Origin of the sequence: Streptomyces chilikensis, from assembly GCF_001642695.1 — a bacterium.
Classification (GTDB): Bacteria; Actinomycetota; Actinomycetes; order Streptomycetales; family Streptomycetaceae; genus Streptomyces; species Streptomyces chilikensis.
Genome location: NZ_LWCC02000005.1, coordinates 2,190,445 through 2,216,854 on the forward strand (window position 1 = coordinate 2,190,445; position 26,410 = coordinate 2,216,854).

Below are 26,410 nucleotides of genomic sequence, written 5' to 3' on the forward strand. Positions count from 1 at the left end.
GGGCGCGCACCCCTCCAGGCGTTCTGGGCCCACCGGACTAGCCCGTCCGTGCCATGCGCCGACCGCCGTCGCCTCCTTACCCTGGAAAGCCCGTACGGGCTTCGGCGGAAGGAGAGGTGATCGGCGTGGCTCCGCTCGGCGCACCGGGACAGGTCCAGGACCCGATCGCTCTCGCCGAGATAGAGCTCTGCGGCGACCTCATGATCGCCGCGTCCTCGGCGAACGTCGACCGGCTCAGCCAGGCGAGCATCGACGAGATCCTCCGCGTCCGGGAGGACCGCCGCACCTCGCGCTGACCACGGGCTCCCGCGGAGCGGGAGCCCGGCCGGGCCGTCAGGTGCGCAGCATCCGGGCGATGGCCTTGGTGGCCTCCTCGACCCTGGCGTCGATCTCGTCGCCGCCCTTGACCGCCGCGTCGGCGACACAGTGCCGCAGGTGCTCCTCCAGCAGCTGCAGCGCGAACGACTGCAGCCCCTTGGTCGAGGCGGACACCTGCGTGAGTATGTCGATGCAGTAGACGTCCTCCTCGACCATCCGCTGCAGCCCGCGGATCTGCCCCTCGATGCGCCGCAGGCGCTTGAGGTGCTCGGTCTTCTGCGCGTGGTAGCCGTAGTGGTGCCCGGCCGCGTGCCCGTCCCCGTCCACGCCCACGGGCAGGTCCTGTCCGCGCTCGTCGGCGGGGGCCTCCCCGGCCCGCGCGGCCTCCGGCGTCGTCGCCATCCCGGCGGCCTCCTCGCCTCGTGTGTCACATATGTCACGGCCGGGCCCCGACGGCCCGCCCGAGATGCATACCCCTGCCGGGTATATGGTACTCGCGTTCGGTGGGTAGATGGGGTTACGGCCGCCGCGGATCGGATGGGCGACACTGGATCTCGGCCAGCCCGCTCCATTAGCAGCGGCCACCTGATGGGCCTAGCATCACCCTGACCGATTCGCAGACCCTCCGAGGACCCCACGTGCGCTTTCGTCTGACCCCCAGGGAGACGAGCTTCTACGACATGTTCTCCGCCTCCGCGGACAACATCGTCACGGGCTCCAAGCTCCTGCTGGAACTGCTCGGCGCGGAGCCGTCCGCGCGGGGTGAGATCGCCGAGCGGATGCGGGCCGCGGAACACGCGGGCGACGACGCCACCCACGCGATCTTCCACCAGCTGAACTCCTCCTTCATCACGCCGTTCGACCGCGAGGACATCTACTCCCTCGCCGGGTCGCTCGACGACATCATGGACTTCATGGAGGAGGCCGTCGACCTGGTCGTCCTCTACAACGTCGAGGAGCTCCCCAAGGGCGTCGAGCAGCAGATCGAGGTGCTGGCGCGGGCGGCCGAGCTGACCGCCGAGGCCATGCCCAACCTGCGCACGATGTCGAACCTCACCGAGTACTGGATCGAGGTCAACCGCCTCGAGAACCAGGCCGACCAGATCCACCGCAAGCTGCTGGCACAGCTCTTCAACGGCAAGTACGACGCCATCGAGGTGCTCAAGCTCAAGCAGATCGTGGACGTCCTCGAGGAGGCCGCCGACGCCTTCGAACACGTGGCCAACACGGTGGAGACGATCTCGGTCAAGGAGTCCTGACCTCCGACATGGACACCTTTGCTCTGATCGTGACCGTGGGCGTCGCGCTCTTCTTCACGTACACCAACGGCTTCCACGACTCCGCGAACGCGATCGCCACCTCGGTCTCCACCCGGGCGCTGACCCCGCGGGCCGCGCTGGCGATGGCCGCCGTGATGAACCTGCTCGGCGCCTTCCTGGGCTCCGGCGTCGCCAAGACCGTCAGTGAGGGCCTGATCGAGACGCCCGAGGGCTCCAAGGGCATGGGCATCCTCTTCGCGGCGCTGGTCGGCGCGATCGCCTGGAACCTCCTCACCTGGTACTTCGGCCTGCCCTCGTCCTCCTCGCACGCCCTGTTCGGCGGCATGGTCGGCGCGGCCCTGGCCGGCGGCATCACCGTCTACTGGGACGGCGTCCTCCAGAAGATCGTCCTGCCGATGTTCATCTCGCCCGTGGTCGGCCTGATCGCCGGCTACCTGGTGATGACGGCCATCATGTGGATCTTCCGCCGGGCCAACCCGCACAAGGCCAAGCGCGGCTTCCGCATCGCCCAGACCGTCTCGGCGGCCGGCATGGCGCTGGGCCACGGCCTCCAGGACGCGCAGAAGACCATGGGCATCGTGGTGATGGCCCTGGTCATCGCCGACGTCGAGGAGTACGGCGACGCGATCCCGGTCTGGGTCAAGGTCATGTGCGCCGTGATGCTCTCGCTGGGCACCTACGCGGGCGGCTGGCGCATCATGCGCACCCTGGGGCGCAAGATCATCGAGCTGGACCCGCCGCAGGGCTTCGCCGCGGAGACCACCGGCGCGTCGATCATGTTCGTGACCGCCTTCATCTTCAAGGCGCCCATCTCGACCACCCACGTGATCACCTCGGCGATCATGGGCGTCGGCGCGACCAAGCGGGTCAACGCGGTGCGGTGGGGCGTGGCCAAGAACATCATCCTCGGCTGGTTCATCACCATGCCGGCCGCGGCCACGGTGGCCGCCGCCTGCTACGGCCTCGTCCACCTCGTCGCCCTCCTGTAACCCCGGGCCCCGGCGACCGCCACCCCGCGCCCGCCCGCGGGCGACCCCTCGCCCGCCCCACTGCCCGCGCGGGCGCGGGAGCCCCCCTGCTCCCCTCACCGCGGGCGCGGGCGCCACGCCCCCTGCGGGCAGCCGGGCCGCCCAGGGGGCGGGCACGACCGCCCGCAGGCGGAAGGGGACGGCCCACGCGCCGCGCGGCGGCGCGACCGCCGCGTACGGAACCGCACGGCACCGCCCCGCGGCGTCACCGGGAGGCGATGCGCCCCGCGAAGATGTCCCCCGCGGCGGGCAGCCGGACGTCCACTGCCGCCCCGAAGTCGTACAGCATCGTCGTCGACGTCACCACCACCGTCCGACGGGTCTCGTTCAGGAAGCTGAACTCCTGCCGGACCTTCCGGATCCGCCCCTTGCCGTCCAGGTACACGTCGAACGGCACCTCCGCGCTGGCGAACCCTTTCGCCGCCGCGCGCAGCCCTTCCCGCCACCCCGTCGCGGCCCGCACCGCCGCGTCCCCCAGGTGCGCCACGCCCTCGTACCGCCGCACCTGCGTCCCGGCGAAGTCCACCGTCCCCCGGTACTCGGCCCGCCGGGTCCCGCGCAGCAGCTCCGCCGCCGCCAGCGGGTCGGTGGCGCCGCCGGTCACCAGGTTCCCGTCCGCGGAGTCCCCGGCGTCCACCCGCACCCACTTGTCCCGGGGGACGCCCTCCCCGCGGTTCTTCAGGAACACCGCCCCGGGCGTCAGCAGCTCGGTGATCGGCCGCCGCAGGGCCCGCCCGGCCGGCTCCTCGGGCAGCGTCACCCGCAGCTCGCCCCGCTGCCGCCGGTAGTCGTACACGCCCTCGCCCCGGATGACGATCCTGGTGCCGCCCGCCGCCATCGCCATCGAGGTGCTGGCCCGCGAGGTGCCCGCCTCCGCCAGCCGGACCGCGGCCTGCCGCAGCAGCGTCCGCGCGGCCCCGGGCCCCTCCGCGCCGTCTGCCCGCCGGTCGTCCGCGACGGCCCCGCCGGAGCAGCCGACGACGCCGGCCATGACCGCGGCCCCCGCGGCCGCCACCGCCACGTCCACACCGGTGCGCCGCATCCGCCGCCACCGTTCCATCGCCTGCCACCCCCATGCCGGTTCGTCCGCCCACGGGCCCTTGCCGTTCCGGTTAACGACGGGTAGCACCCCCCGTCACGCACGGCGGGCGCGGTCCCCCCACATGGGCGGGGCCCGTACCTCCGAGAGGTACGGGCCCCGGTGACGTGCGCTCGTCGGGTCAGGCGGCGAGACCGCGGGCGTCCCCGCCTCCGGCGGGCCGGTCCCCGGAGGACGGCGTCGCCGTCCTCTCGGCCCGGTCCTCGTCCCGCGCCACGTCGCCCAGGAGCAGCCGTCCGATGCCCGGCACCCGGCCGAGCCAGCCGACCAGCGGCGTCAGCACCGTCATGGCGACCGGCGAGAGCAGCAGGGCCACCGCGGTGCCCAGCGCGAAGCCGCCCGCCACGTCCGTCGGGTAGTGGACGCCCATGTAGACGCGCGACAGGCCGGCCAGCACCGCCAGCACGATCGCCACCACGCCGAACTTCCGGTGGGCGAGGAAGAGCGCGACCGCCATGGCCATGGCCAGCGTCGCGTGGTCACTCACGAAGGAGTAGTCCTCCTTCCCCTCGACCAGGACCTCGAGGCCGCGGTGCGTCAGGAAGGGCCGCGGCCGCTCCACGAATCCGCGGATGGGTATGTTCACGATGACGGCCACCATCGCGGCCACCGGCATCCAGGCGATCGCGGCCACCGAGGCGACCACCGACCGGCGATCCGCGACGCCCTCCCGGCCGAGCCGCCGGACCCGTACCAGGCACCACAGCCCCATCACCACGATGGCGAGCGGCAGCCCGTACTCCCCGACGTACTCCATGGTCCGGTCGAACCAGGTAGGAGCCGCTTCGGCCAGGCCGTTTATCTCGAAGAGCAGGCCGACATCGGGATTCGACCCGGATTCGGCGAGTCCAGCCATCGTGCAGTCGGCCCCTTCATCTGTGTCTCCGGAACGCACGCGCGTCCCTTGCGCGTGCGCGCCGCCTGTCCACCCCCGTGGTGCGACGTGCGGTCCCGTGCGGTTCCCGTGCATCACCAGGAACGCACGAGCCTCGCTCAAGGGTTCCATTTCCCGGCGAAAGATCACCGAGACGTTACCCAAGAGCAACTCGTCCGCGCAGCTCAGGGCAGAGCTTCACCTGGCGCACACGCGTCACCGCGTGACGCACACCATCCCTCCGCGATCACGACACGCCCGGCAGCGCCGCCGCGCCCTCCGCGGTGACCCTGGTCGCCCCGAAGTACTTCGGGGTGTCCACCGGGTCGAAGCGGATCACGGCGCCGGTGAAGGGAGCGTCGATCATGTAACCGCCACCGACATAGATCCCTACGTGATCAATCGCCCGGGAATTGGTGGGGTCGTCCGAAAAGAATACGAGATCGCCCGGGAGAAGTTCATCCCGTGACGGATGCGGCCCGGCGTTGTACTGGTCGTTCGCCACCCGCGGCAGTTCGATCCCCACGCTCGCGTACGCCGCCTTGGTCAGCCCGGAGCAGTCGAACCGGCCGCCCTGCTCGGCGGTCCCGTTACCGCCCCACAGGTAGGGCGTGCCCAGCTTGTCCTGCGCGTACATGATCGCCCCGGCCGCCTGCCGGCTCGGCTCCAGCCGCGCCTTCGGCTTGGCGAACGACTTCTCCAGCGCCCGGATCCGCTTCACGTAGTTCTGCGTCTCGGTGATCGCCGGGACGCCGCCGGAGCTGATCACCCGGTAGGCGCCGGCGTTGTACGCGGCCAGCATGTTGTTCGTCCGGTCACCCGGCACGTCCTCGACGTACTTCGCCAGCTCGCAGTCGTAGGAGGCCGCCGACGGGATCGCGTCCTTCGGGTCCCAGATGTCCCGGTCGCCGTCCCGGTCGCCGTCGATCCCGTGGGTGGCCCAGGTGCTCGGGATGAACTGCGCGATGCCCCGGGCGTCGGCGTGGCTCACCACGTCGGCGTCCCAGCCGCTCTCCTGGTACAGCTGGGCGGCCAGCAGGGCGGGGTTGATTTCAGGACAGAGATTGCCCCAGTCGCGCACCAGCTTCACGTACTGCGCCGGAACCGACCCCTCCACCACGTCCACGGCGCCCTCGGCCGCACCGCGGACCAGGTTGCCGGCGACCACGTACACGCCGATCACCAGCAGCATGACGAAGGCCATGACGGCCCCGCCGATCGCCCCTCCGGTCAGCCAAGCCTTCCGCACGTCCTCAGCCCTCCCCCACGAGATGACCCCGCCGGCGACCCGCCGGCCCTTCTCCTCCCCACGGCCGCCCCGCCTACTCCGGAACGGTGAAGCCGGTGCAGACGACGGTGCGATAGTCCTTCGGACTCGTCACATGCATGAACATGACGGTCCAGTCACCCGGGTCGTCCCGCAGCGGCCTGGCGTCGCTGGAACTCCCTCCCTGGGCGTCCGTGCCGAAATCATCGGGGTAGGTGAACTCCACCCACGGTCTGTCCTGAGCATCGCCCTCGGCATTGAGGTCCACCAGTTCGCTGGTGTGCCCAAGCGCCCGATTCTCGATCAGTCCCATCCCGGACTCCTCGGCCTCTGCCACGGATTGGTCATGGGGAGGCTTCACCACGGCAGTCGCGTAGTAGCGCTCCCCCGGCCGGGCACCGTCGGGCTTCAACCGCATGCCGATCTTGACTTTTCCTGACGCGATCTCGGCGGCATCGCGCGGCACAGAGAACTGGAAGTGCTGATTGACTTCCTCGCTCGGGATGTTGCACCTACCGCCTGCCCACTCGTCATGAGGATCGGCGTTCCAGTAGGTCACGCTGGGAGCGGTCTGCTCGATGCGCTTCGGCGGCTCCGAAGAGGCGCCGCCCCCCTTCGCGCTCCCGTCCACCGGTGAGGCGGTAGGGCCCGTGTCACCCACCGCCCGCCCAGGAGGCGCCGCGGCGGGCACGGCGGGGACGGGGGCGCCGCCCGGGGCCGGAGCGGCGGCCGGCTGCGGCACCGCCCCGGTGCCCGCGAGCGCCGCGTAGTGGACGTCGCCCACCAGCGCCCCCGACACGGCGCAGCGTTCGATCACCTGGGCCAGCGACGGCCGGGCGGCGGGATCCTTCGCCACGCACGCCTGGACGAGCCCCGCGAGCCCCTCCTCGACGCCCGCGAGGTCGATCGGCTCGTACACCGCGCGGTAGCCGACGCTCGCCGCGGGACCCGTGCCGAAGGGCGGACGCCCGGTGGCCGCGTAGGCGACCGTGGCCCCGAGGGCGAACACGTCGGCGGCGGGGCCCACCTCGTTGCGCATCAGCACCTCGGGGGCGGTGAATCCCGGCGTCCCCGGACCGGCCGCCCCGTCCTCCGTGACAGCGGTCTGCTCCGCGCCGCGCGCGATGCCGAAGTCGATGAGCTGCGGCCCCCGCTGGGAGAGGATCACGTTCTGCGGCTTCAGGTCCCGGTGGGTGACCCCGCACGCGTGCACCGCCGCCAGCCCCTCGGCCAGCGCGGCGAAGAGCCCCCGGCAGGTCTCCGCGGGCAGCGGGCCCCGTTCGGCGACGGCCGAGCTCAGGGTCGGGCCCTGGACGTACTCGGTCGCCAGCCAGTACGGCGCCTCGTCGAGCGAGGCGTCGATCAGGTTGGCGGTGTAGGCGCTGCGCACCGCACGGGCCGTCTCGACCTCGCGCCGGAAGCGGACCAGCGCCTCGGGGTGCTCGGTGATCTCGTCCCGGATGACCTTGAGAGCCACCAGCCGGCCACCGGGCGACCTGCCGAGGTACACCTGCCCCATGCCTCCCGCCCCCAGCCTCGCCTGGAGGACGTAAGGGCCAAGTCTGGTCGGGTCGTTACCCCTCAGCGCGTCCACGGCAAAGACAGTGCCACAGACCGTCCCGGAATGCGGAGGGGACCTGCAACACCCGGTCCGTGCGCCCCCGTGCCACCCACCGGACGCCCCGTGCCCACGCGCACGCCGCTCACCGCTGTCCGGAACCCGCCGCACCCGGCCGGGGCCGGACCACCGCCGCTCCCGCGGTCCCGCTCCGGACCACCGCTTCCCCGACGATCACCCGACCGGCGCGACCGGACCGGCGTCACCGCCAGGACGCCGCGCCGAACGCAGCGATTCCGGATCGTTGCCCGGCGGACTCAACCGTGGTACACAAAGTGATCATATGACTACTTAACGTCAAGGTAAGGTGACTTTCCGCACCTCCACGCATCCAGACCTCACGACAGCCACACAAAACCAGCCACGTAATGACGCCAAGTCGACATGACAGCACGTCATCGTCGGCGACAATGAGCCCTGTCCTCCGCAACCCGGCGGAGGCCACGCGGAACTACCCAACAGGGGCGGTGAGTTACATGCTTCTTGCAGCCGACGAGGGAGACATCACCACCATCATCGGCGGGATCGCTCCGGACTGGGGCCCCTTCGGCAGCCTGGGCAACGAGGCGAAGGTGATGATCGAGGTGGTCATGGCCATCGCCATCCTGCTCTGCCTCGGCATCGCCATCTGGGGCGCCGCCAAGCAGCGCATCGGCGCCACCGCACTGCGCGACACGTTCAGCGCGGAACAGGGCAAGGGCCTCATCATCGCCGGCCTCACCGGCGTCTTCATCATCGGTTCGCTCGGCACGCTCTTCACCATCGTGTACGGCATGGCCGTCTAGCCGGGCCCGGACCAGCCCGCGCACGGCACACCGTCCAGTCCCGGCCGGAGCGCCCCCGGATGCTTCCGAGACCCCCACATGTCCGCTGTCCCACCGGCTGAGGATGCGTCACCCTGATGTCCAGTCACCACACCGCGCCCGTTCGGGGTCCAGGAGGGCTACCGTCGTACCTTGGCACGTTCCAGTACGACAAACTCCCGCACGGCGCGACCGAAGGGACGAACGGCGCATGAGTCTCGGGGACGACTACGGCGACGGTCAGACGCGCACCCGCATGCCGGAGCGGGACGAGCTGCCGCCGCGCAGGGGACGCGGCGGCGGCAGGTCCTCGCGCGGCCTGGTGACGGCCGTGGGCGTCATCGTCCTGCTCATCGCGGCGATCGCCTTCGCCAACCGCGACAACGAGGGCACCCGCGACGCCGACAAGTCCTCCGCCGCCGCCCCGACCGCCCCCACGGGGGAGCGGCCGGTCTCCTCGGGGTTCGCCCACGACGAGCAGGGGGCGCAGAGCGCGGCGGCGAACTACGCGGTGGCACTGGGGTCGGCCGAGATGTTCGACAAGGGCCGCCGGGACGCCATCGTGGACGCCGTCTACGCCTCCGAAGTCGCTGCGGAGCGCCGAGCCGATCTCGACCGGGCCTACGCGAACCCCGATTTCCTGGCGAACATCGGGCTCGAGAAGGACGGCTCCGCCCCGAGCGGACAGTCGTTCGTGTCCCGGATCATCCCGGTGGGTACCAAGGTCACCGAGTACGGAGCGGACAAGGCCACGGTCGAGGTCTGGTACACGTCACTCTTCGGCCTGTCCGGTGACAACTCGACCAACCCGGTCACCGAGAGCTGGTACACCACCACCTACGAACTGAGCTGGACCCGCGGGGACTGGAAGGTCACCGATTTCCAGCAGAAGGACGGTCCCGTCCCCGTCGGTCGCGACCAGCGGGCCTCCACGTCGGAGGACATGACCAAGGCCGTCTCCGAGTACGGAGGGTTCACCTATGCGCGCTAGCCGCCTCCCACTCGGACTCACCGCCGCGGTCGCCACCGTGCAGGCCGGCGCGCTGTTCCACGCCCCGCACGCGGTCGCGGCCCCGCCGCCCGCGCCGGACGACGACCCCTGTGACCTCATCCGCGGCCCGGCCAAGGACTACTGCGAACGCGGCGAGGAAGGGTCCGGCGGTGGCGGCGGCGTGGACGCGAACAGCATCCCCGGTGACCCCACCACCGCCCTGGACCCCCTCGCCTCCCTGGCGAAGGGCTTCGCCGACGCCGCCTCCTGGACCGTCACCGAACTGAGCGAACTCGTCCAGGAGACGGCCACCGTCGACTTCACCAACCAGCAGTTCCTCAAGCAGTACGCCGTCGTCTTCGCCGCCTCGACCATCCTCACCCTGGTCCTGTGGCTGCTCGCCGTGGCCAAGCGCGCCGTCCGCGGCGTCCCGCTGGCCACCGCGCTCGGCGAGGCCGTCGGCTTCCTCTGGCTGACCGTGCTCGCCAGCGCGTTCACCCCGCTGATCCTCTACACCGTCGTCTCCGCGACCGACGGCGTCACGGACGTCCTGGCCGGCGCCACCGGCGACCGGACCGACGCCTTCTTCGGCACCTTCTCCGCCGCCCTGGAGAAGGGCGACGGCATGGGCGGCGGCCCGATCATGCTGATCCTGGTCTCCCTGGTGTCCATCGTCGCCGCCGGTCTCCTCTACCTGGAGCTCTACCTGCGCGCCGTGCTGCTGTACGTCGGCGCGCTGCTCGGCGTCGTCGTGTACGCCGGGCTCGTCGACAAGAACCTCTGGGGCCACGTCCGCCGCTGGGCGGGCATCATGATCGCCGTCATCCTGGTGAAGCCCGTCATCGTGATCGTCCTCGGGCTGGCCGGCGCGCTGGCCGGCGACGACGGCCCGGACGAGCTCGCCGCGATCGTGTCCGGCCTGGCGATCATCCTGCTGGCCATCTTCGCCAGCGCGATGATCTACCGCTTCGTCCCCGGCTTCGGCGACGAGATCGCCAACAGCCGCAACAACCGCCTGATGCAGGGCGCCGAGGGCAAGGCCGCCGCGGTGATCAGCTCGCCGGCCACCCTGGTGGCCCAGGGCATCAAGACGCACTCGACCCGCGCCGAGAACAGCGGCGGCAGCGCCCCGCGCCCCGCGAACCCGGTCTCCGGCGGCGTAGCCGCCCACGGCGCCCGCGGCGGCGCCCCCGCTCCCCGCACGAGCCCCGCCGCTCCCGCGGGCAGCCCCCACGCCTCTGACAGCCGCACCCACCGCACAGGAGGTGAAGGGCGTTGACGACCCACCCGCAGGTTTCCCACCCGGTCACGCCCCGCCGTACGTATCTGATCGGCCGCGCCCGACCCAACGCCATCATCGGCCGCAACCGCGAGACCGGCGAGATCGCCCTGATCATCGCCGGGGCCTTCCTCGGCATGATGTGCGGCCTGCTGGTCCCCCTGCTCACGCTGCGGATCGTCCTGCTGGCCGGCTTCCCGATGCTGTCGATCGCCGCGGTGTACGTGCCGTACAAGGGCCGCACCTTCTACAAGTGGTTCGAGATCAACCGCAGCTACAAGCGCACGGTCCGCGGCCCGAACGCCGTCTACCGCTCGGCGGCCATGGAGGCCGGCACCCGGCTCGACGGCCGCCAGGTCGAGGTCGGACCGCCCCCCGGCATCGGCCGCATCACCTGGCTGTCCGCCCCGTTCGGCCCCGACGAGATCGCCGTCCTGCTGCACGCCGACCGGCGCACCGTCACCGCCGCCATCGAGATCGAGGGCCCCGGCGTGGGCCTGCGCGACAGCGAGGACCAGGAGGCCCTGGTCGACCGCTTCGGCACCCTGCTGAAGCACGTCGCCAACGGGGACGGCTTCGTCACCCGCCTCCAGATGCTGGCCCGCACCCTGCCCGCCGACCCCGACGCGCACGCCAAGGACGTGGCGATGCGCGGCGACGAGCGGTCCCCGCAGTGGCTGCGCCGCTCCTACGACCAGCTCCAGTCCATGGTCTCCACCAGCAGCGAGCAGCACCGCGCCTACCTGGTGGCCTGCATGCACTACAGCCGCGAACTGGCCGCCGAGGCGCACGCCATGGCCCGCGCCGCCCGCCGCGGCCCCGGCCGCCGGCTCGACAAGGACGCCGGGCTCGCCGTCGTCATGGCCAGGGAGCTGACCGACATCTGCTCGCGCCTCCAGGAGGCCGACATCCGCGTCCGCCAGCCGCTCGGCCAGGCCCGCCTGTCGTCACTGATCCACTCCATGTACGACCCGGACCACCCGATCGACCACATCCAGGCGATGTCCAAGCGCAACGCCTGGCCCGCCGAGCTGGACGCCCGCCGGCCCAACTACCTCCAGGCGAAGACCCGCGAGTCGTCCACCCGCGAGCCCTGGTGCCACGCCACCGCATGGGTCAAGGAGTGGCCGATGACCCCGGTCGGCGTCAACTTCCTCGCCCCCCTCCTGGTCCACACCCCCGACGTCATCCGCACGGTCGCCGTCACCATGGACCTGGAGCCCACCGAGGTCGCCATCGAGCGGATGCTCACCGAGAAGACCAACGACGAGGCCGAGGCCAGCCGCGCCGCCAAGATGAACCGCACCGTCGACCCCCGCGACATGGCCGCCCACTCGCGCCTCGACCAGCGCGGCGAGGACCTGGCGAGCGGCGCCGCGGGCGTCAACCTGGTCGGGTACATCACCGTCTCCTCCCGCAACCCCGAGGCGCTCGCCCGGGACAAGCGGACCATCCGCGCGTCGGCCGGCAAGTCGTACCTGAAGCTCGAGTGGTGCGACCGCGAACACCACCGCGCCTTCGTCAACACGCTTCCATTCGCGACCGGAATCCGAAGGTAGGGGCTGATGCTCTGATGCGGGACCCGCTGTCCGTCCTCACGGAAGCCTTCACGTCGTTCCTGTTCGGCAAGGTGGAGACGACCCGTCTGCCGGTGCGCACCTCCACCGGCCAGGCGCAGGCCGTCTACCTGCCCACCGCCGCCCCCGGACTCGGCGACTCCGGTGTGATCATCGGCCGCGAGGTCTACTCCGGCAAGGGCTACATCTACGACCCGTTCCAGCTCTACGGCCAGCAGCTGCCCGCCCCGCACTGGCTGGTGCTGGGCGAGTCCGGCAACGGCAAGTCGGCGCTGGAGAAGACCTACGTCCTGCGCCAGCTCCGCTTCCGCGACCGCCAGGTCGTCGTCCTGGACGCCCAGGGCGAGGACGGCGTCGGCGAGTGGAACCTGGTCGCCCAGGAACTCGGCATAACCCCCATCCGCCTGGACCCCACCAACGCCCTCGACCACGGCATCCGCCTCAACCCGCTGGACCCGGCCATCACCTCCACCGGCCAGCTGGCGCTGCTGCGCACCATCATCGAGGTGGCCATGGGCCACGGCCTCGACGAGCGCGCCGGCTTCGCCCTCAAGGTCGCGCACGCCTACGTCAACTCCACCATCGTGGACCGCCAGCCGGTCCTCAACGACATCGTCGAGCAGCTCCGCCACCCCGAGCCGGAGTCGGCCGAGGCGATGAACGTCGCCCTGGAGGACGTCCGCGCCTGGGGCCTGGACGTGGCACTGGTCCTCGACCGGCTGGTCGACGGCGACCTGCGCGGCATGTTCGACGGCCCCACCACGGTCGGCATCGACCTGGACGCGCCGCTGATCGTCTTCGACCTCTCGCACATCGACCGCAACTCGATCGCCATGCCGATCCTGATGGCGATCGTCGGCGTGTGGCTGGAGCACACCTGGATCCGCCCGGACCGCAAGAAGCGCATCTTCCTGGTGGAGGAGGCCTGGCACATCATCAACAGCCCCTTCGTGGCGCAGCTCTTCCAGCGCCTGCTGAAGTTCGGCCGCCGCCTCGGCCTGTCCTTCGTCGCCGTGGTCCACCACCTCTCCGACGTGGTGGACGGCGCCGCCGCCAAGGAGGCCGCGGCGATCCTGAAGATGGCCTCGACCCGCACCATCTACGCCCAGAAGGCCGACGAGGCCCGCGCCACCGGCCGCGTGCTGGGCCTGCCCCGGTGGGCGGTGGAGATCATCCCCACACTGACGCCCGGCATCGCCGTGTGGGACGTCAACGGCAACGTCCAGGTGGTCAAGCACCTGGTCACCGAGAGCGAACGCCCGCTGGTCTTCACCGACCGCGCCATGACCGAGGCGGCCAGCGCCATGGCCGAGGAGGAGCTGTCCGAGGCCCTGCGAGCGGCGGAACTGGAGGCGGAGGAGCGGGCGGCCGCCTTCATGCAGCACCAGTACCCCGAGTCGAAGTCGTCGGTGGCCTGACCGTGCCGCCCGGGGAGAAGCGCGTCGCACCGCCGGGAGCGCCGGGCGGCCAGGGCGGGATGCCCGACGGGCTGCTGGTCGGCCTGCTCGCCTTCCTGCTCGGCCTCACCCTGCTGGTCTGGACGGCGACCGGCCTGGCCGCCCTGTTCGCCCACGGCGCGTGGCCGGACGCGGTCACCTTCACCCGCAGCCCGCTCGCCATACGGCACCTGGTCGGCAGCCCGCGTGACCTCGCGGGCGCCTGGCCGGACGCGGACCCGGAGACCCTGTCCGGCCACGGGCTCTTCTGGGGACTCCTGATCGGCGAGCTGATGGTGCTGATCGTCCTCACCGTCTTCGTGCTGGGCACGGTGGCCCGCTGGAAGGCGGTCCGCGCCGCGGGACGGGCCGGCCTCCCGCCGCCCGGCGAGACCGCCGCCGCGGCCTCCCCCGCCAAGGGGTCCCGGGCCGGTCGGGCACCGGCCAGGACGGACCCGCGGCTCGCGGCCGACGCCGAGCCGGTGACGCCCGCACCACCCCTCCCGGCCCAGCCCGCTCCCGGCACGACGGCCCGGTCCTCCACGGCTCCGGCCGCGGGAGCACCGGCCTCCGGGCACCTGGCCGCGGGCGTACCGGCCTCCGTGACGGCCGACCCCCGGTTCCCCGCCGGCACGATCCCCACCGTCTGTCCCGCACCGTCCGACACCCGCCCGGCGGCCGGGCCCGCGCACACCACCGGCACGGCCCCGGCAACCTCCCGCCCCGCCCCACCGGAGGCCGCCCCGTCCGCCACCGGGCCCAACCCGCTCCCGGTACCGCCGCAACCGGTGGCCCCGGCACCCGCCGCGGGCCCCTCCACCGCCGGCCCGGTGATCCACGCGCCCGCCACGGAACGCCTTCCCCCGGCCGTGGAGGCCGTCCTGGAGGCCGAGGGGGCCGTCCTGGTCGTCACCTCCGACCCGGCGCTCTGGGAGGCCACCAAGGACGCCCGCGCCAAGCTGGGCCCCGTCCTGGTCCACGACGCCACCCGCCTCTGCGACACCCCTGCCCGGCTCCACTGGTCCCCCCTGGCCGGCTGCGAGGACAAGGCCACCGCCGCCGCGCGCGCCACCGCCCTGCTGGCCCCGGTCCGCCCCGCGGCCCGCCTGGACGCCGCCGTCGCCGACACCGCCGAGACCCTGCTCCGCTGCTACCTGCACGCCGCCGCCGTGGACGGCCGCACGGTCCGCCACCTCCACCGCTGGGCCCAGGGCCACCAGGTCCAGGAAGCCGTCCGCGCCCTGCGCACCCACCCCGCCGCCGCCTCCGGCACGGCCGGCGAACTGGAGTCGGCGCTCACCTCCCACACCGAACGCCGCGACCTGGCCCACCACTTGACGTCCCGTGCCCTCGCCTGCCTGGGCGCCGTCCACATCCGCGAGGCGTGCACACCGAACCGGAACGATTCCCTGGCACTGGATTCCTTCGTCCACGAAGCGGGAACGCTCTATGTCATCGGCGAATCCGTCGAGGACCCGAGGACCGATCCGGCGGCGATGCCGCTCCTGACGGCCCTCGCCTCAAGCGTGGTCGAGCGCGGCCGGCGCATGGCCGAACGGTCATCCTCCGGCCGCCTCGACCCACCAGTCACCCTCGTCCTGGACGACGTCGCCGCCGTGGCCCCGATCCCCCAGCTCCCGGACCTCCTGTCCGCGGGCCCCGCCCTGGGCCTGCCCACCCTGGCCCTGGTCCGCTCCCGGGAACAGCTCCGCGCCCGCTGGCCGCACGCCGGTCTGTGAACCGGCCCCCCGTCCCTCAGGACTCGCTCAAAAGAGGTGCCTTCCGGCCACCGGGGTGCAACCGTGGACCCGCGCCCACCGTCTCCCGTGACAGGCGGGCGAACGGGGAGGGGTGGGCGCCATGGTCTGGTTCCTGGGGCTGGGTTTCGCGGGGCTCGTCGTCCTCGCCGTGGCGCTGCTCTTCGACGGCGTCCTCGAAGGCCTCTTCGGCGGCGTCGAGGCCCTCAACGGCCTGTTCGACGGCCTGATCTCGTTGCCCGTGGTCGCCGGCTTCGTCTCGATGCTGGGGTTCAGCGGAGCGATCGTCACCGGCACCACCGGCCTCGGCCCGGCCGCCGCGACCGCCATCGCCGTCCCCGCCGCCCTCCTCACCGCCTGGGGCGCCTACCGCGCCACCAGGGCCCTGATGAACGACGGTTCGGGCTCCGCGCCCCGCGAGGCCGACGTCGTCGGCGTCACCGGCGTGGTGGTCACCGCCATATCCGCCGGCGGTTACGGCGAGGTCCTGGTGCGGCTCGCGGGCCAGCCCGTGAAGCTCGCCGCCCGCGCCGACCGGCCGCTGCCCCGCGGCACCCGGGTCTGGGTCGACCAGTCCCTGTCCAGCACCTCCATCTCGGTACGCCCGGTCGAACACTGACCGCCGCGCACCGGGCACCGCGCGCCACGCACCGAGTTCCACCACCTGCGCTGTTCCGTTCCCTGGGGGGAAATCCATGCCAAGCCCAGTCGTCATCGCATCGGCCGGAGTCGTCGTACTCCTCTTCCTGCTCGGCCTGATCGTGGTCAGCCGCTACAAGGTGGCCGGCCCCAACGAGGCGTTCATCGTCACCGGCCGCCGCGGCAAGAAGGCCACCGACCCGGAGACCGGCACCGTCTTCACCGACAACAGCGGCCAGAAGGTCGTGGTCGGCGGCGGCGTCTTCGTCGTCCCGTTCCTCCAGCAGCGGTTCAGCCTCGACCTGTCGTCCCGCCAGATCCCCGTCTCGGTCCGCGGCGCGGTCACCCTGCGGGGCATCAAGGCGAACCTGGACGGCGTCGCCATCGTCAAGGTCGGCGGCACCGAGGACGCCATCCGCGCCGCCGCCCAGCGGTTCCTCGGCCAGCAGGACGACATCGTCGGCTTCACCCAGGAAGTGCTGTCCGGCGCCCTGCGCGCCATCGTCGGCCGCATGTCGGTGGAGGACATCATCCGCGACCGGGCCGCCTTCGCCGGCCAGGTCGCCGAGGAGGCCGAGGCCAGCCTCTCCGGGCAGGGCCTGATCACCGACGCCTTCCAGATCCAGGACATCACCACCGAGGGCTCCTACCTGCAGGACCTCGGCCGCCCCGAGGCCGCCCGCGCCAAGCAGGAGGCCGACATCGCCGAGGCCATCGCCCGCCGCGCCGCCGAACAGGCACGGCTGAAGGCGGAGGAGGAGATCGCGGTCGCCCAGCGGACGTTCGCCCTCAAGCAGGCGGAGATCCAGGCCGAGACGGACGAGGCACGGGCCCGCGCCGCGGCCTCCGGCCCGCTCGCCGAGGCGGCGCGCCAGCAGGAGATCCTGCAGGAACAGGAGAAGGTCGCCCAGCGCCAGGCCGCCCTGACCGACCGCCAGCTCGACACCGAGGTCCGCAAGCCGGCCGACGCCAAGCGGTACGCCGCCGAGCAGGAGGCCGAGGCCAAGCGCGTCGCCCGCGTGAAGCAGGCCGAGGCCGAGCGCCTCGCCGGCATCGCCGCCGCCCAGGCGGAGGCCGAGCGGGCCCGCCTCACCGGTGAGGGCGAGAAGCAGCGCCGTACCGCGATCGCCGAGGCCGTCCGCCTCGAGGGTGAGGCCGAGGCCGCCGCGATCGGCGTCAAGGGCGCCGCGGAGGCCGCCGCCATGGAGAAGAAGGCCGACGCCTACCGCCAGTACGGGGACGCGGCCATCCTGCAGATGCTGGTGGAGATCCTCCCCCAGGTCGTCGAGAAGGCCGCCGAACCGATGAGCGCCATCGACAAGATGACGGTCATCTCCACCGACGGCGCCTCCCAGCTCTCCCGCACCGTCACCGACAACGTCGCCCAGGGCCTCGAGCTGCTGAGCTCCACCACCGGCGTGGACCTCCCCTCCCTGCTGAAGAACCTCACCCAGCGGAACGGCACCGGCGACACCGGCACCCGCAACGGGAGCGTCCCGATCACCGAGTGACCCCTCCCCGGGCCACACACGCCAAGGGCCCCGGTTCGCCCCATGTCTCCATGGGGCGAACCGGGGCCCTTCACACGTCACGCCTTGGACAGCACGAGCTCCAGCTCGTACTCGTCGCCGTCCGCCACCTTGAGTCCACTCGGCCGGAACCCGTGCCGACGGTACGCTCCGACCGCCCGCCCGTTGCGCTCGTGCACGTACAGCCGCACCTGCTCGGCCCCGCGCTCCCAGGCCCAGGCCACCGCCGCCTCGAGCAGTTCCCCGATCAGCCCGGTGCCGCGGTACTCCGGCTTCACGAAGACACCGACCACCTGGGCCTGCCGGCGCTCGATCGGCACACCGAGGAAGTCCGACTCTCCCGGCGTCTCCAGCAGGACCGACACCGTGCCGGCCCAGCCGCCCCCGCCGGGCGCCTCCGCCACGAACTGGCGGACCGCGACACCGCCCTCCGCCGCGCCGGCCGTGCGCTCCTGCCAGAACGCGTCCGGCTTGGACGCCGCGTTCTCGTAGGTCTCGGCGAAGGCCAGATGAGCCACCGGATCCTGCAACGAGAGCAGTCGCAGTGCCTTCATCTCGCGCCATTCCCCGGCGCGTATCACCCGGATGACGGGTCGCTGTCTGTCGTCCATGCGGTCAGGCTAAACAGCACCGGGACGGGCCGCCCACCCGAATAAATCGTTCGAAACTTCCCCGGAAATGCGGAAAGCCCCGCACCAACCGGTGCGGGGCTTCCCCAAGAATTGTTCGGCGGCGTCCTACTCTCCCCCGACTCTATCAGATCCTTTCGGCGTCTGATTCCCAGTCAGGGGGTTTGTCTTCCGGGCCGTTGGGCCCTTCCGACGTCTCAAACCTTAGCGGATTCTTCCCGCGGTTCCCAATCGGGTCCCATTCAGGGCCGGCGGGGATGCCGCGAGTCCTCACGAATTCAATTACGGGCATGCCGAAATTGCTCTCGCGAGGAGTGATCTTGCTTGGTGTGAGGTGCCGCTGAGAGCGGCGAACGGTTGCCGGGAACCGTGACGGCTCGGCGGCAACTCGAAGAACCTTACGGATCGACGACGGCCGTGTCAAGGGGCCCGGGTGGACCGTCCTGGACGGGCGCGGGGCGGCCTCAGTCCAGGTCGGTCAGACGGCCTCCGGCGTCCGGCTGGGCATGCTCGACACGGATGAGGAGGCGAGTGAGGAGTTCACCGAGGGTGTGGCGCTCCTCGGAGGAGAGGTCCTGCAGCAGGTCCTCCTCGAAGACGCTCGCCAGGCGCATGGCCGCGAGCCACTTCTCCCGGCCGACCGGCGTCAGCTCGACGATGACGCGCACGCGGTTGGACTCGTCGCGCTCCCTGGTGACCAGTCCCTCGGCGACCATGCGGTCGATGCGGTGGGTCATCGCGGCCGGCGTGAGGCCGAGGCGCTTGGCCAACTCGCCCGGGCCCATCCGGTAGGGGGCGCCGGAGAGCACCAGGGCCTTGAGCACCTCCCACTCGGCGTTGCTGATGCCGAGGTCCGCCGTCTGGCGGCTGTAGGCGACGTTCATGCGGCGGTTGAGCCGGGACAACGCCGAGACGACCTTCTCGACCTGGGGGTCGAGGTCCTGGAACTCGCGCTGGTAGGCCGCGATCTGCTCCTCGAGCGTCGGCTCACCGAGCGCCGCTGCGGTCCGGTCTGCGGAGTTGTCGGCCATGTGCGGAGTATCGCACGTACAGGCTTCGCACCTGAAGCCCTTCGGCGTGTAGTGTTTAGCTTCGAACTTTAGGTTCTAAGTGTTCAGAGCTAACGACTCGTACGAGGCAGGTGACAGTGAGCAAGGCGATGCGGCGGATCCAGGCGGGCAGCGCGCTCAGCGCGTTCGGTCTGGGTTTCACCGTTCCGTATCTGTACGTCTACGTGGCACAGGTGCGGGGGCTCGGCTCCGTGACGGCGGGGCTGGTCCTCGCGGTGTTCGCGGTGGCCGCCCTGATCGTGCTCCCGCTCGCCGGGCGGGCCATCGTCTCGCGGGGCGCCCTTCCCGTGCTGGTCGGCTCGCTGGTGGCCGCTGCGGGCGGTTCGCTGGCGCTCGGGCTGTCGGCCGGCGCGGCCACGGTGCTGCTGTCGGCGGCGCTGCTCGGCGCCGGTCAGGCCGTGATGCAGCCGGCCCTCGCCACGCTGGTCGTCGACTGCTCGTCCACGTCCTCGCGCACGCGGGCGTTCGCCACGCAGTTCTTCCTGCAGAACCTGGGCCTGGGCGTCGGCGGCCTGATCGGCGGCCACCTGGTGGACCCGGCGCGGCCGGGCTCCTTCACCCTGCTGTTCTCCATCCAGGCGGCGATGTTCGTGCTGCTGACCGGTCTGATGGCGACAACGCGGCTGCCGAAGGCCGCGCTGCCGGACGGGTCGCCGGAGCAGGTCCCCGCGGTCAAGGCCGACTGGCGTGGGCTGATGCGCAACCGGGCCATGGTGTGGCTGTGCGTCCTGGGCTTCGTGCTGTTCTTCGCCTGCTACGGCCAGTTCGAGTCGGGGCTGAGCGCCTACGGGGTGGAGGCCGCGGGCATCTCGACGTCCACGCTGGGCACCGCGCTGGCGGCCAACACGGCGATGATCGTGCTGGCCCAGTTCCTGGTCCTGCGCTTCGTGGAGCGGCGGCGGCGTTCGCGGGTGATCGCGGGCGTGGGGCTGCTGTGGGCCTTCGCGTGGGCGGTCGCCGGGTTCTCCGGGCTGGCCGACGTCAGCCAGGCCGTCGCGACGGTCTCGTTCATCTCGGTGTACGCGCTGTTCGGCCTGGGTGAGGCGCTGCTGTCGCCGACCCTGGCGCCGCTCGTCGCCGACCTCGCGCCGACCGGGCTCGCGGGGCAGTACAACTCGGCGTTCGCGCTGGTCAAGCAATTGGCGCTGGCGATCGGCCCGGCCGTGGGCGGGCCGATGGGAGCCTCTCTGCACGGTCCGTACGTGGTGCTGATGATGGTGTTCTGCGTGGCCATGGCCTGGCTGGCGATGATGATGGAGCGGCGGCTCACCTCCGCGCAGAACCACCCGTTCGCCTCGCGCAGCCGGGTGGTGGCGCAGGGCGCGCCCGCCTCGCCGCCGGCCGCGCCGGTGGGAGCGGACGCGTAGGAGCGTGCGGCCCGCGCCGCCCTCGGCCGGTGCGTGGTCCGGGCGGCGCCGTCACCGCAGTGCGAACTCGCACCAGACGGCCTTGCCGCCGCCCGGAGTGCGGCGGCAGCCCCAGCTGGAGCTGATGGTCGCCACGATGGCGATGCCTCTCCCCGACTCGTCGCCGGGTTCGGCCCGGCGGCGGCGCGGGAGGTGGTCGTCGGCGTCGGTGACCTCGACGATCAGGCGGCGGTCGGTGCGGCGCAGGCGCAGCCGCATCGGGGGAATGCCGTGCTGGAGCGAGTTGGCGACCAGCTCGCTGGCCGCCAGGACGCCCAGGTCGCGGAGTTCCGGCGGGAACCGCCAGCTGGTGAGGACGCCCGAGGTGAAGGCGCGGGCGTGCGGGGCGGCCTCGGCGCCGCCCAGGAGTTCCAGCTCGGCGTTGCGGAAGAGGTCGGCCTCGGCCCCCGTGCGCTCGGGGTGCTGGAGAACGAGCACGGCCACGTCGTCGTCGTGGTCGGCGGTGACTCCCGCGGAGCGCATCAGGCGGTCGCAGATCACCTGGGGACTGCCGCCGGCTCCCGCCAGCGCCCGCTCCAGCGCGGTGATCCCCTCGTCGAGGTCCTTGTCGCGCCGCTCGACCAGACCGTCGGTGTAGAGGACGGCCGTCGAGCCGGGGGCCAGCGGCACCGACGCGGAGCCGTGCACCCAGCCACCGGCGCCGAGCGGGGGGCCGGTGGGCTCCTCCGTGCGGACCACCTCGCCGCTGCCGTCACGGACCAGGATCGGCAGGTGGCCGGCCGAGGCGTAGACCAGGCGGCCCTCGTTGGGATCGTGCACCGCGTAGACACAGGTGGCGATCTGGTTGGCGTCGATCTCGGAGGCCAGGCCGTCCAGCAGCTGGAGCACCTCGTGCGGCGGGAGGTCGAGGCGGGCGTAGGCGCGGACCGCCGTGCGCAGCTGGCCCATCACGGCGGCGGCGCGGACCCCTCGGCCCATCACGTCCCCGATGACCAGTGCCGTGCGGCCGCCGCCGAGGGTGATCACGTCGTACCAGTCGCCGCCGACCGCGGCCTCGGTGCCGCCGGGGTGATAGGTGGCGGCGATGCGCAGGTCGTCGGGCTGCTCGAGTTCCTGCGGGAGCAGGGAGCGCTGGAGGGTCACCGCGGTCTCGCGCTGCCGGCGCTCGCTGGCCCGCAGCCGCTCCGCCGCCTCGGCGTGGTCGGTGACGTCCGCGGCGAAGACCAGCACGCCGCCGTGCCGCTCGCCCTCCACGCCGACCGGGGTGCAGGTGAAGGTGTAGCAGTGGCCGTCGGGGGCCTTGCGGGACTTGAGGGTGCGCGGGCGGCCGCTGCGCAGGACCTGGTCGAGGAGCGGGAGCAGGCCGATCTCGACGAGCTCGGGAAGGCCGTCACGGGCCGGTTCCCCCGGGCTGCGCGCCCCGAAGGCGGCGGCGTAGGCGGCGTTCACATAGGCGACGCGGTGGTCCGTGCCGTGGACCAGGGCGACGAGGGCGGGGACGCGGTCCAGGACGTCGTGGACGGCCAGGTCCTCGACGGCGGCGGTGCCGGGCCGGCGCGGCTCACCGGGCCGTTCGGCCCGGGCCGCGGGGACGGAGCCCTCGGCGGGCAGGGCCGGGACGCCGCCGTCCGGGTTCCCCCGGTCCTGGGCCCCTCGGTCCGGGGAAGGGCTTCCCGCCCGCGCTGCGGCGCGGCGCTGCGTTCCGGGGAGCCGGGCGCTCCAGCGCGTGAAGTTCACGAATCCTTGCCTCGGGTTGTCGTCTCCGGCCTGCTCCGGAATGCGGCCGGATCGGCGGCCGCCGCGGACGGTGGACCAGTGTGGCAGCCCCGGAGCGGTCCGGGGCGGTTTGCACCGACATCAGTTGGACGCCTGGCGCGTTTGCGGAGTTCCTCCGTCCGGTCAGAAGGACCCGTTCGGGTCGTCCGGCGGGCCGTCGGAGGGCTTTCCACCAGCGGCGCGTTCGAACTCCGCGCGGGGATGCTCCAGTGAGCCGAGGGAGACGATCTCCCGGGCGAAAAGTCCGGCGAGGGTCCACTCGGCGAGCACCCGCGCCTTGCGGTTGAGGGTGGGCAGACGGCCCAGGTGGTAGGCGCGGTGCAGCAGCCAGGCGGCGCGGCCGGTGAGCCGGCGGCCGCGGACCTGGGCGACGCCCTTGCGCAGGCCGAGGGAGGCGACCGCGCCGAGACGGGCGTGGGCGTACGCCTCCAGCGGCTCGCCCCGCAGGCTGTGGACGAGGTTGTCGCCGAGGACCCGGGCCTGGCGGACCGCGTGCTGGGCGTCGGGCGCCACGGTCGTGCCGGGCGCGGCGGCGGTGAGGTCGGGGATCGCGGCCGCGTCGCCGGCCGCCCAGGCGTGCGGGACGCCGTCGACGGCGAGGTGTTCGGTGCACCGCAGGCGCCCCTGGCCGTCCAGCGGGAGTCCGGTGGCGGCGAGCAGCGGTGAGGGGCGCACACCCGTGGTCCACACGAGGGTGCGCGAGGGCAGCTGCGCGCCGTCGTCGAGCACCGCGACACGGGCGGTGCAGGAACGCAACCGGGTGGACAGGCGCACGTCGACGTCGCGGCGGCGCAGCTGGGCCAGGGCGTACCGGGCGAGGCGTTCGTCGACCTCGGGGAGGATCCGGTCGGACGCCTCGACCAGGACCCAGCGCAGGTCCTCGGGGGCGATGGTGTTGTAGTGCCGCACCGCGTACCGGGCCATGTCCTCCAGCTCGGCGAGCGCCTCCACCCCGGCGTATCCGGCCCCGACGAAGACGAAGGTCAGGGCCGCCTCCCGGACCGCGGGGTCGCGGGTGGAGGCGGCGATGTCCAGCTGCTCCAGCACGTGGTTGCGCAGGCCGATGGCCTCCTCCACGGTCCGGAAGCCGATGCCGTGGTCGGCCAGGCCGGGCACGGGGAGGGTGCGGGAGACCGAGCCCGGAGCGAGGACCAGTTCGTCGTAGCCGATCGACTCGCCGCCGGGGGCGGAGGGGTTGCGGGCGGCGCGCTCCCCGGAGGCGGCGGTGGTGTACCGGGCGAGGCGCCGGCCGTGGTCGATGCCGGTGACCTCCCCGACGACCACCCGGCAGTCGCCGAGGACGCGGCGCAGCGGCACCACCACGTGGCGGGGGGAGATCGATCCGGCGGCGGCCTCGGGCAGGAAGGGCTGGTACGTCATGTACGGATCCGCGGTGATCAGGACGACCTCCACGGCTCCGGAACGGAGCTCCGTCCGAAGGCGGCGCTGCAGCCGCAGGGCCGTGTTCATGCCGACGCAGCCGCCGCCCACCACCAGCACCCGGGTGCGCTCCTTCACCATCACCCTCCCATGACGCACTCCGTTCAGGACTTTGTCCACAGCCCGCGCAATTCATGTGACCGGAGGCCGATTCCGGCGGGCGTCGGCGGCGTCACAACTACGGAAGCGGAATCCGCAGGTGGGAGGGGAGGCGGGGGCGCTCGAACGGTGTGCGGTGCGGGCCGGAGCGCCCTGTACTCCATCCGAGGGGACGCACACCCGGAACGGGGCTCTTCTGAATTGACGCCCACTCAACTATGTTCGTCTTGCGCCGGGGTGTGGGGGGATGCGCGGATCGGATGCGCGTCGGGCGGGTTTCGGTACAACCGCCGTCCCCGTGGCCCGGCCGTCCAAGGTGGGGAGTCTCCGGGGGGAGACGCATGAACCGGGGGGATCGGAAATGCAGACGCAGGAATCTCACTGGCCGTCCGCGCCCGTAGCGCGGGCGGCTTCGGCACCGGTCACCGCGACGGTGAGCGGCACCGGCAACGGAATGGGCCACGCGGCCGTACGCGCGATGCGCACGACGCCGCTGCGCGTCGACGCCCAGCGGAACCTCGAGCATGTGCTGCGCGCGGCCCGCGAGGTGTTCGGCGAGCTGGGCTACGGGGCGCCGATGGAGGACGTCGCCCGGCGTGCCCGGGTGGGTGTCGGCACGGTCTACCGGCGCTTTCCGAGCAAGGACGTGCTCGTGCGGCGGATAGCCGAGGAGGAGACGGCCCGTCTGACCGAGCAGGCGCGGGCCGCGCTCGGGCAGGAGGACGAGCCCTGGTCGGCCCTCTCCCGGTTCCTGCGCACCTCGGTCGCCTCGGGCGCCGGGCGGCTGCTGCCGCCGCAGGTGCTGCGGGTCGGTGTGGCGGACGACGCGCGGGTGCCGCAGCAGCGGACCGTTCCCGCCGACTCCGGGGAGTCCGGCGTGCCGGGCGACGACGCCGGTGCGGCGGCGCTGCTCGACGTGGTCGGCCGCCTGGTCGACCGGGCGCGCGCGGCGGGCGAGCTGCGGCCGGACGTGTCGGTGGCGGACGTGCTGCTGGTCATCGCGACCGCCGCGCCCTCCCTGCCGGATCCGGCGCACCAGGCGGCGGCGTCGTCGCGGCTGCTGGACATCCTGCTGGAGGGGCTGCGTTCGCGGCCGTCCTGACGCGGGGCCGTGCCGGCCCGAGGCCGGGCCGCGCTAACGCTGGTCCGTACTGACGCCGGCCCGCGCTGACGCCGGTCCGTACGCGGGCGGCCGGTACGGCGCGGGCCTGTACGACGCGGGCCTGTACGACGCGGGCCGGGGCCGCGCCCGGGAACGCCTCCCGGGCGCGGCCCCGGATTGTGCCCGGTGCGGATGACCCGCGGGCGCAGTCCCGGGCCGAAACCCCACGGAAGAGTGGTCGTTCCGCTGGCCCGACCGCCGGTCCGGCCCCCTGTGGCACGCTGACCGCGAGATGACGGACCGGCGTGCGGGGGCCAGCCGAGGCATGGGCATGGACGAGCGGAACGACCAGGGCGCCGGCGGTGGGGCTGACGGCGGTCCCGGGCGGATCCCGGAGCAGGCGGGGCCGGGCGCCGCCCCGGATGACGCCGAGGCGGCCGCGCCAGGGGGGCGGGGGACGCGGCTTCCCGTGCAGCGGGAGGCCGGCAGCGCCGCGGAGACCTCCGGCACCGCTCCCCCGGGTTCCGACGCCGCGCTGATCGCGCGGATGCGGGCCGGGGACGACTCCGCCTACGAGGCCCTCTACCGCCGGCACGCCGACGCGGTCCGCCGATACGCCCGCACCTGCTGCCGGGACCCGCACACCGCCGACGACCTCACCGCCGAGGTGTTCGCCAGGATGCTGCAGGCGGTGCGCGGCGGTTCCGGGCCCCGGCACGCGGTCCGCGCCTATCTGCTCACCACCGTCCGCCGCACCGCGGCCGGGTGGATCAGGTCGTCCCGCCGGGAGCAACTGGTCGACGACTTCGTCGTCTTCGTCGAGCAGACGGCCCGGGGATCCGGCCGGGCGGACGACGGCGCCCTGGAACTCGCCGCCGACGTCCGGGCGATGCACCAGGCCGAGCAGTCGCTGGCGGTGCGGGCGTTCCGCTCGCTGCCGGAGCGGTGGCAGGCGGTGCTCTGGCACACCGAGGTCGAGGGCGAGTCCCCGGGCGAGGTCGCCGCCCTCTTCGGCCTGGACGCCAACGGGACGCGGGTGCTGGCCAGCCGGGCCCGCGAGGGGCTCAAGCAGGCCTACCTCCAGGCACACGTGAGCGCGGCGCTCACCGCCGACGCGGAGTGCGCGCGGTACGCGGACCGGCTGGGCGCGTTCGCGCGGGGCGGGCTGCGGACCCGGGCGGAACGGGGACTGCGCAAGCACCTGGAGGAGTGCGCGCGGTGCCGGGTGGCCGTCGGGCAGATCCAGGAGGTCGCGCGGGGCATCCCGGCGGTCGTGCCGGTGGCGGTCGTCGGATGGTTCGCCCCCGCCGGGTACGCCGAGGTGGTGGGGTTCCTCGCGGGCGGCGCCGGAACCGGGGCGGCGGCCGCGGCGGGCGGCGGGAGCGCGGGGGCCGCTGCCCCGGGCGGGGCCGGCGCGGGTGGCACCGCGGGC

General features: G+C 72.8%; 23 protein-coding genes. 14 read left to right on the forward strand and 9 right to left on the reverse strand.

All coding sequences use genetic code 11. The annotated features are described in order from the left end of the window. Nucleotides 1-125: 125 nt before the first annotated feature. Complete coding sequence (locus tag A2U95_RS09860) at nt 126-296, forward strand: hypothetical protein (protein WP_420857030.1); 171 nt, start codon at nt 126-128, stop codon at nt 294-296. Nucleotides 297-333: 37 nt separating this feature from the next. Here A2U95_RS09860 and A2U95_RS32595 read toward each other — a convergent pair whose 3' ends face one another. Beyond that, a complete protein-coding gene (locus tag A2U95_RS32595) occupies nt 334-720 on the reverse strand; it encodes a metal-sensitive transcriptional regulator (RefSeq protein ID WP_240957264.1) in 387 nt (128 codons plus the stop codon). 236 nt (nt 721-956) lie between these two features. Between A2U95_RS32595 and A2U95_RS09870 the strand changes: the two genes are divergently transcribed. After that, entirely contained in the window at nt 957-1,577 is a 621-nt protein-coding gene (locus A2U95_RS09870) for a DUF47 domain-containing protein (protein WP_166021785.1), read from the forward strand. Between the two features lie 8 nt (nt 1,578-1,585). After that, a complete protein-coding gene (locus A2U95_RS09875) occupies nt 1,586-2,587 on the forward strand; it encodes an inorganic phosphate transporter (RefSeq protein WP_166021786.1) in 1,002 nt (333 codons plus the stop codon). 244 nt (nt 2,588-2,831) lie between these two features. Here A2U95_RS09875 and A2U95_RS09880 read toward each other — a convergent pair whose 3' ends face one another. The 4 genes from A2U95_RS09880 to A2U95_RS09895 all read right to left on the reverse strand — a co-directional run bounded on the left by A2U95_RS09880 (nt 2,832) and on the right by A2U95_RS09895 (nt 7,460). Beyond that, entirely contained in the window at nt 2,832-3,686 is an 855-nt protein-coding gene (locus tag A2U95_RS09880; RefSeq protein WP_166021787.1) for an SCO4651 family lipoprotein, read from the reverse strand. 160 nt (nt 3,687-3,846) lie between these two features. After that, the gene (locus tag A2U95_RS09885) at nt 3,847-4,581 is read right to left on the reverse strand and encodes a phosphatase PAP2 family protein (RefSeq protein WP_166021788.1); all 735 of its coding nucleotides are present in this window, start codon (nt 4,579-4,581) and stop codon (nt 3,847-3,849) included. A gap of 265 nt (nt 4,582-4,846) precedes the next feature. Continuing rightward, nucleotides 4,847-5,848 (reverse strand): C40 family peptidase, encoded by a 1,002-nt coding sequence (locus tag A2U95_RS09890; RefSeq protein WP_166021789.1) that lies wholly within the window; start codon nt 5,846-5,848, stop codon nt 4,847-4,849. A 73-nt stretch (nt 5,849-5,921) separates the two neighbouring features. After that, a complete protein-coding gene (locus A2U95_RS09895) occupies nt 5,922-7,460 on the reverse strand; it encodes a serine/threonine-protein kinase (protein ID WP_166021790.1) in 1,539 nt (512 codons plus the stop codon). 500 nt (nt 7,461-7,960) lie between these two features. Here A2U95_RS09895 and A2U95_RS09900 point away from each other — a divergent pair, with 500 nt between their 5' ends. From A2U95_RS09900 to A2U95_RS09935, 8 genes are all read left to right on the forward strand, one after another. Further along, on the forward strand, nt 7,961-8,269 hold the full coding sequence (locus tag A2U95_RS09900; protein WP_108951895.1) for a hypothetical protein: 309 nt from the start codon (nt 7,961-7,963) through the stop codon (nt 8,267-8,269). A 229-nt stretch (nt 8,270-8,498) separates the two neighbouring features. Further along, on the forward strand, nt 8,499-9,278 hold the full coding sequence (locus tag A2U95_RS09905) for a DUF8175 domain-containg protein (protein ID WP_166021791.1): 780 nt from the start codon (nt 8,499-8,501) through the stop codon (nt 9,276-9,278). Continuing rightward, entirely contained in the window at nt 9,268-10,557 is a 1,290-nt protein-coding gene (locus A2U95_RS09910) for a hypothetical protein (protein WP_166021792.1), read from the forward strand. Before A2U95_RS09905 ends, A2U95_RS09910 begins: the two co-directional genes overlap by 11 nt. After that, a complete protein-coding gene (locus tag A2U95_RS09915) occupies nt 10,554-12,116 on the forward strand; it encodes an SCO6880 family protein (RefSeq protein ID WP_166021793.1) in 1,563 nt (520 codons plus the stop codon). The genes A2U95_RS09910 and A2U95_RS09915 overlap by 4 nt, the downstream gene beginning before the upstream one ends. Before the next feature lie 14 nt (nt 12,117-12,130). Beyond that, nucleotides 12,131-13,552, forward strand: a complete 1,422-nt coding sequence (locus tag A2U95_RS09920; protein WP_166021794.1) for an ATP-binding protein — start codon at nt 12,131-12,133, stop codon at nt 13,550-13,552. 59 nt (nt 13,553-13,611) lie between these two features. Then, the gene (locus tag A2U95_RS09925; RefSeq protein ID WP_166021795.1) at nt 13,612-15,309 is read left to right on the forward strand and encodes a type IV secretory system conjugative DNA transfer family protein; all 1,698 of its coding nucleotides are present in this window, start codon (nt 13,612-13,614) and stop codon (nt 15,307-15,309) included. Between the two features lie 121 nt (nt 15,310-15,430). Further along, the gene (locus A2U95_RS09930) at nt 15,431-15,946 is read left to right on the forward strand and encodes a hypothetical protein (protein ID WP_166021796.1); all 516 of its coding nucleotides are present in this window, start codon (nt 15,431-15,433) and stop codon (nt 15,944-15,946) included. Between the two features lie 76 nt (nt 15,947-16,022). Next, nucleotides 16,023-17,477: a flotillin family protein gene (locus tag A2U95_RS09935; RefSeq protein WP_166021797.1), complete on the forward strand. Its 1,455-nt coding sequence runs from the start codon at nt 16,023-16,025 to the stop codon at nt 17,475-17,477. A gap of 77 nt (nt 17,478-17,554) precedes the next feature. Here A2U95_RS09935 and A2U95_RS09940 read toward each other — a convergent pair whose 3' ends face one another. Further along, complete coding sequence (locus A2U95_RS09940) at nt 17,555-18,106, reverse strand: GNAT family N-acetyltransferase (protein WP_240957266.1); 552 nt, start codon at nt 18,104-18,106, stop codon at nt 17,555-17,557. 482 nt (nt 18,107-18,588) lie between these two features. Then, nucleotides 18,589-19,155, reverse strand: coding sequence for a MarR family winged helix-turn-helix transcriptional regulator (locus A2U95_RS09945; RefSeq protein WP_166021798.1), 567 nt, complete (start codon nt 19,153-19,155; stop codon nt 18,589-18,591). A gap of 116 nt (nt 19,156-19,271) precedes the next feature. On the opposite strand from A2U95_RS09945, the gene A2U95_RS09950 reads away from it, so the two are divergent. Next, entirely contained in the window at nt 19,272-20,561 is a 1,290-nt protein-coding gene (locus tag A2U95_RS09950) for an MFS transporter (protein WP_166025018.1), read from the forward strand. Nucleotides 20,562-20,612: 51 nt separating this feature from the next. On the opposite strand, the gene A2U95_RS09955 is transcribed toward A2U95_RS09950, so the two are convergent. Both A2U95_RS09955 and A2U95_RS09960 read right to left on the reverse strand, forming a co-directional pair. Next, nucleotides 20,613-22,298 carry an ATP-binding SpoIIE family protein phosphatase gene (locus A2U95_RS09955; protein WP_166021799.1) on the reverse strand — a complete coding sequence of 562 codons (1,686 nt, stop codon included), beginning with the start codon at nt 22,296-22,298 and terminating at the stop codon, nt 20,613-20,615. Nucleotides 22,299-22,460: 162 nt separating this feature from the next. Continuing rightward, nucleotides 22,461-23,858, reverse strand: a complete 1,398-nt coding sequence (locus tag A2U95_RS09960) for an NAD(P)/FAD-dependent oxidoreductase (RefSeq protein WP_166021800.1) — start codon at nt 23,856-23,858, stop codon at nt 22,461-22,463. Between the two features lie 379 nt (nt 23,859-24,237). Between A2U95_RS09960 and A2U95_RS09965 the strand changes: the two genes are divergently transcribed. Both A2U95_RS09965 and A2U95_RS09970 read left to right on the forward strand, forming a co-directional pair. Further along, a complete protein-coding gene (locus A2U95_RS09965) occupies nt 24,238-24,978 on the forward strand; it encodes a TetR/AcrR family transcriptional regulator (protein WP_166021801.1) in 741 nt (246 codons plus the stop codon). A 325-nt stretch (nt 24,979-25,303) separates the two neighbouring features. Then, the coding region (locus tag A2U95_RS09970) for a sigma-70 family RNA polymerase sigma factor (protein ID WP_240957446.1) at nt 25,304-26,410 on the forward strand (1,107 nt) is incomplete at its 3' end.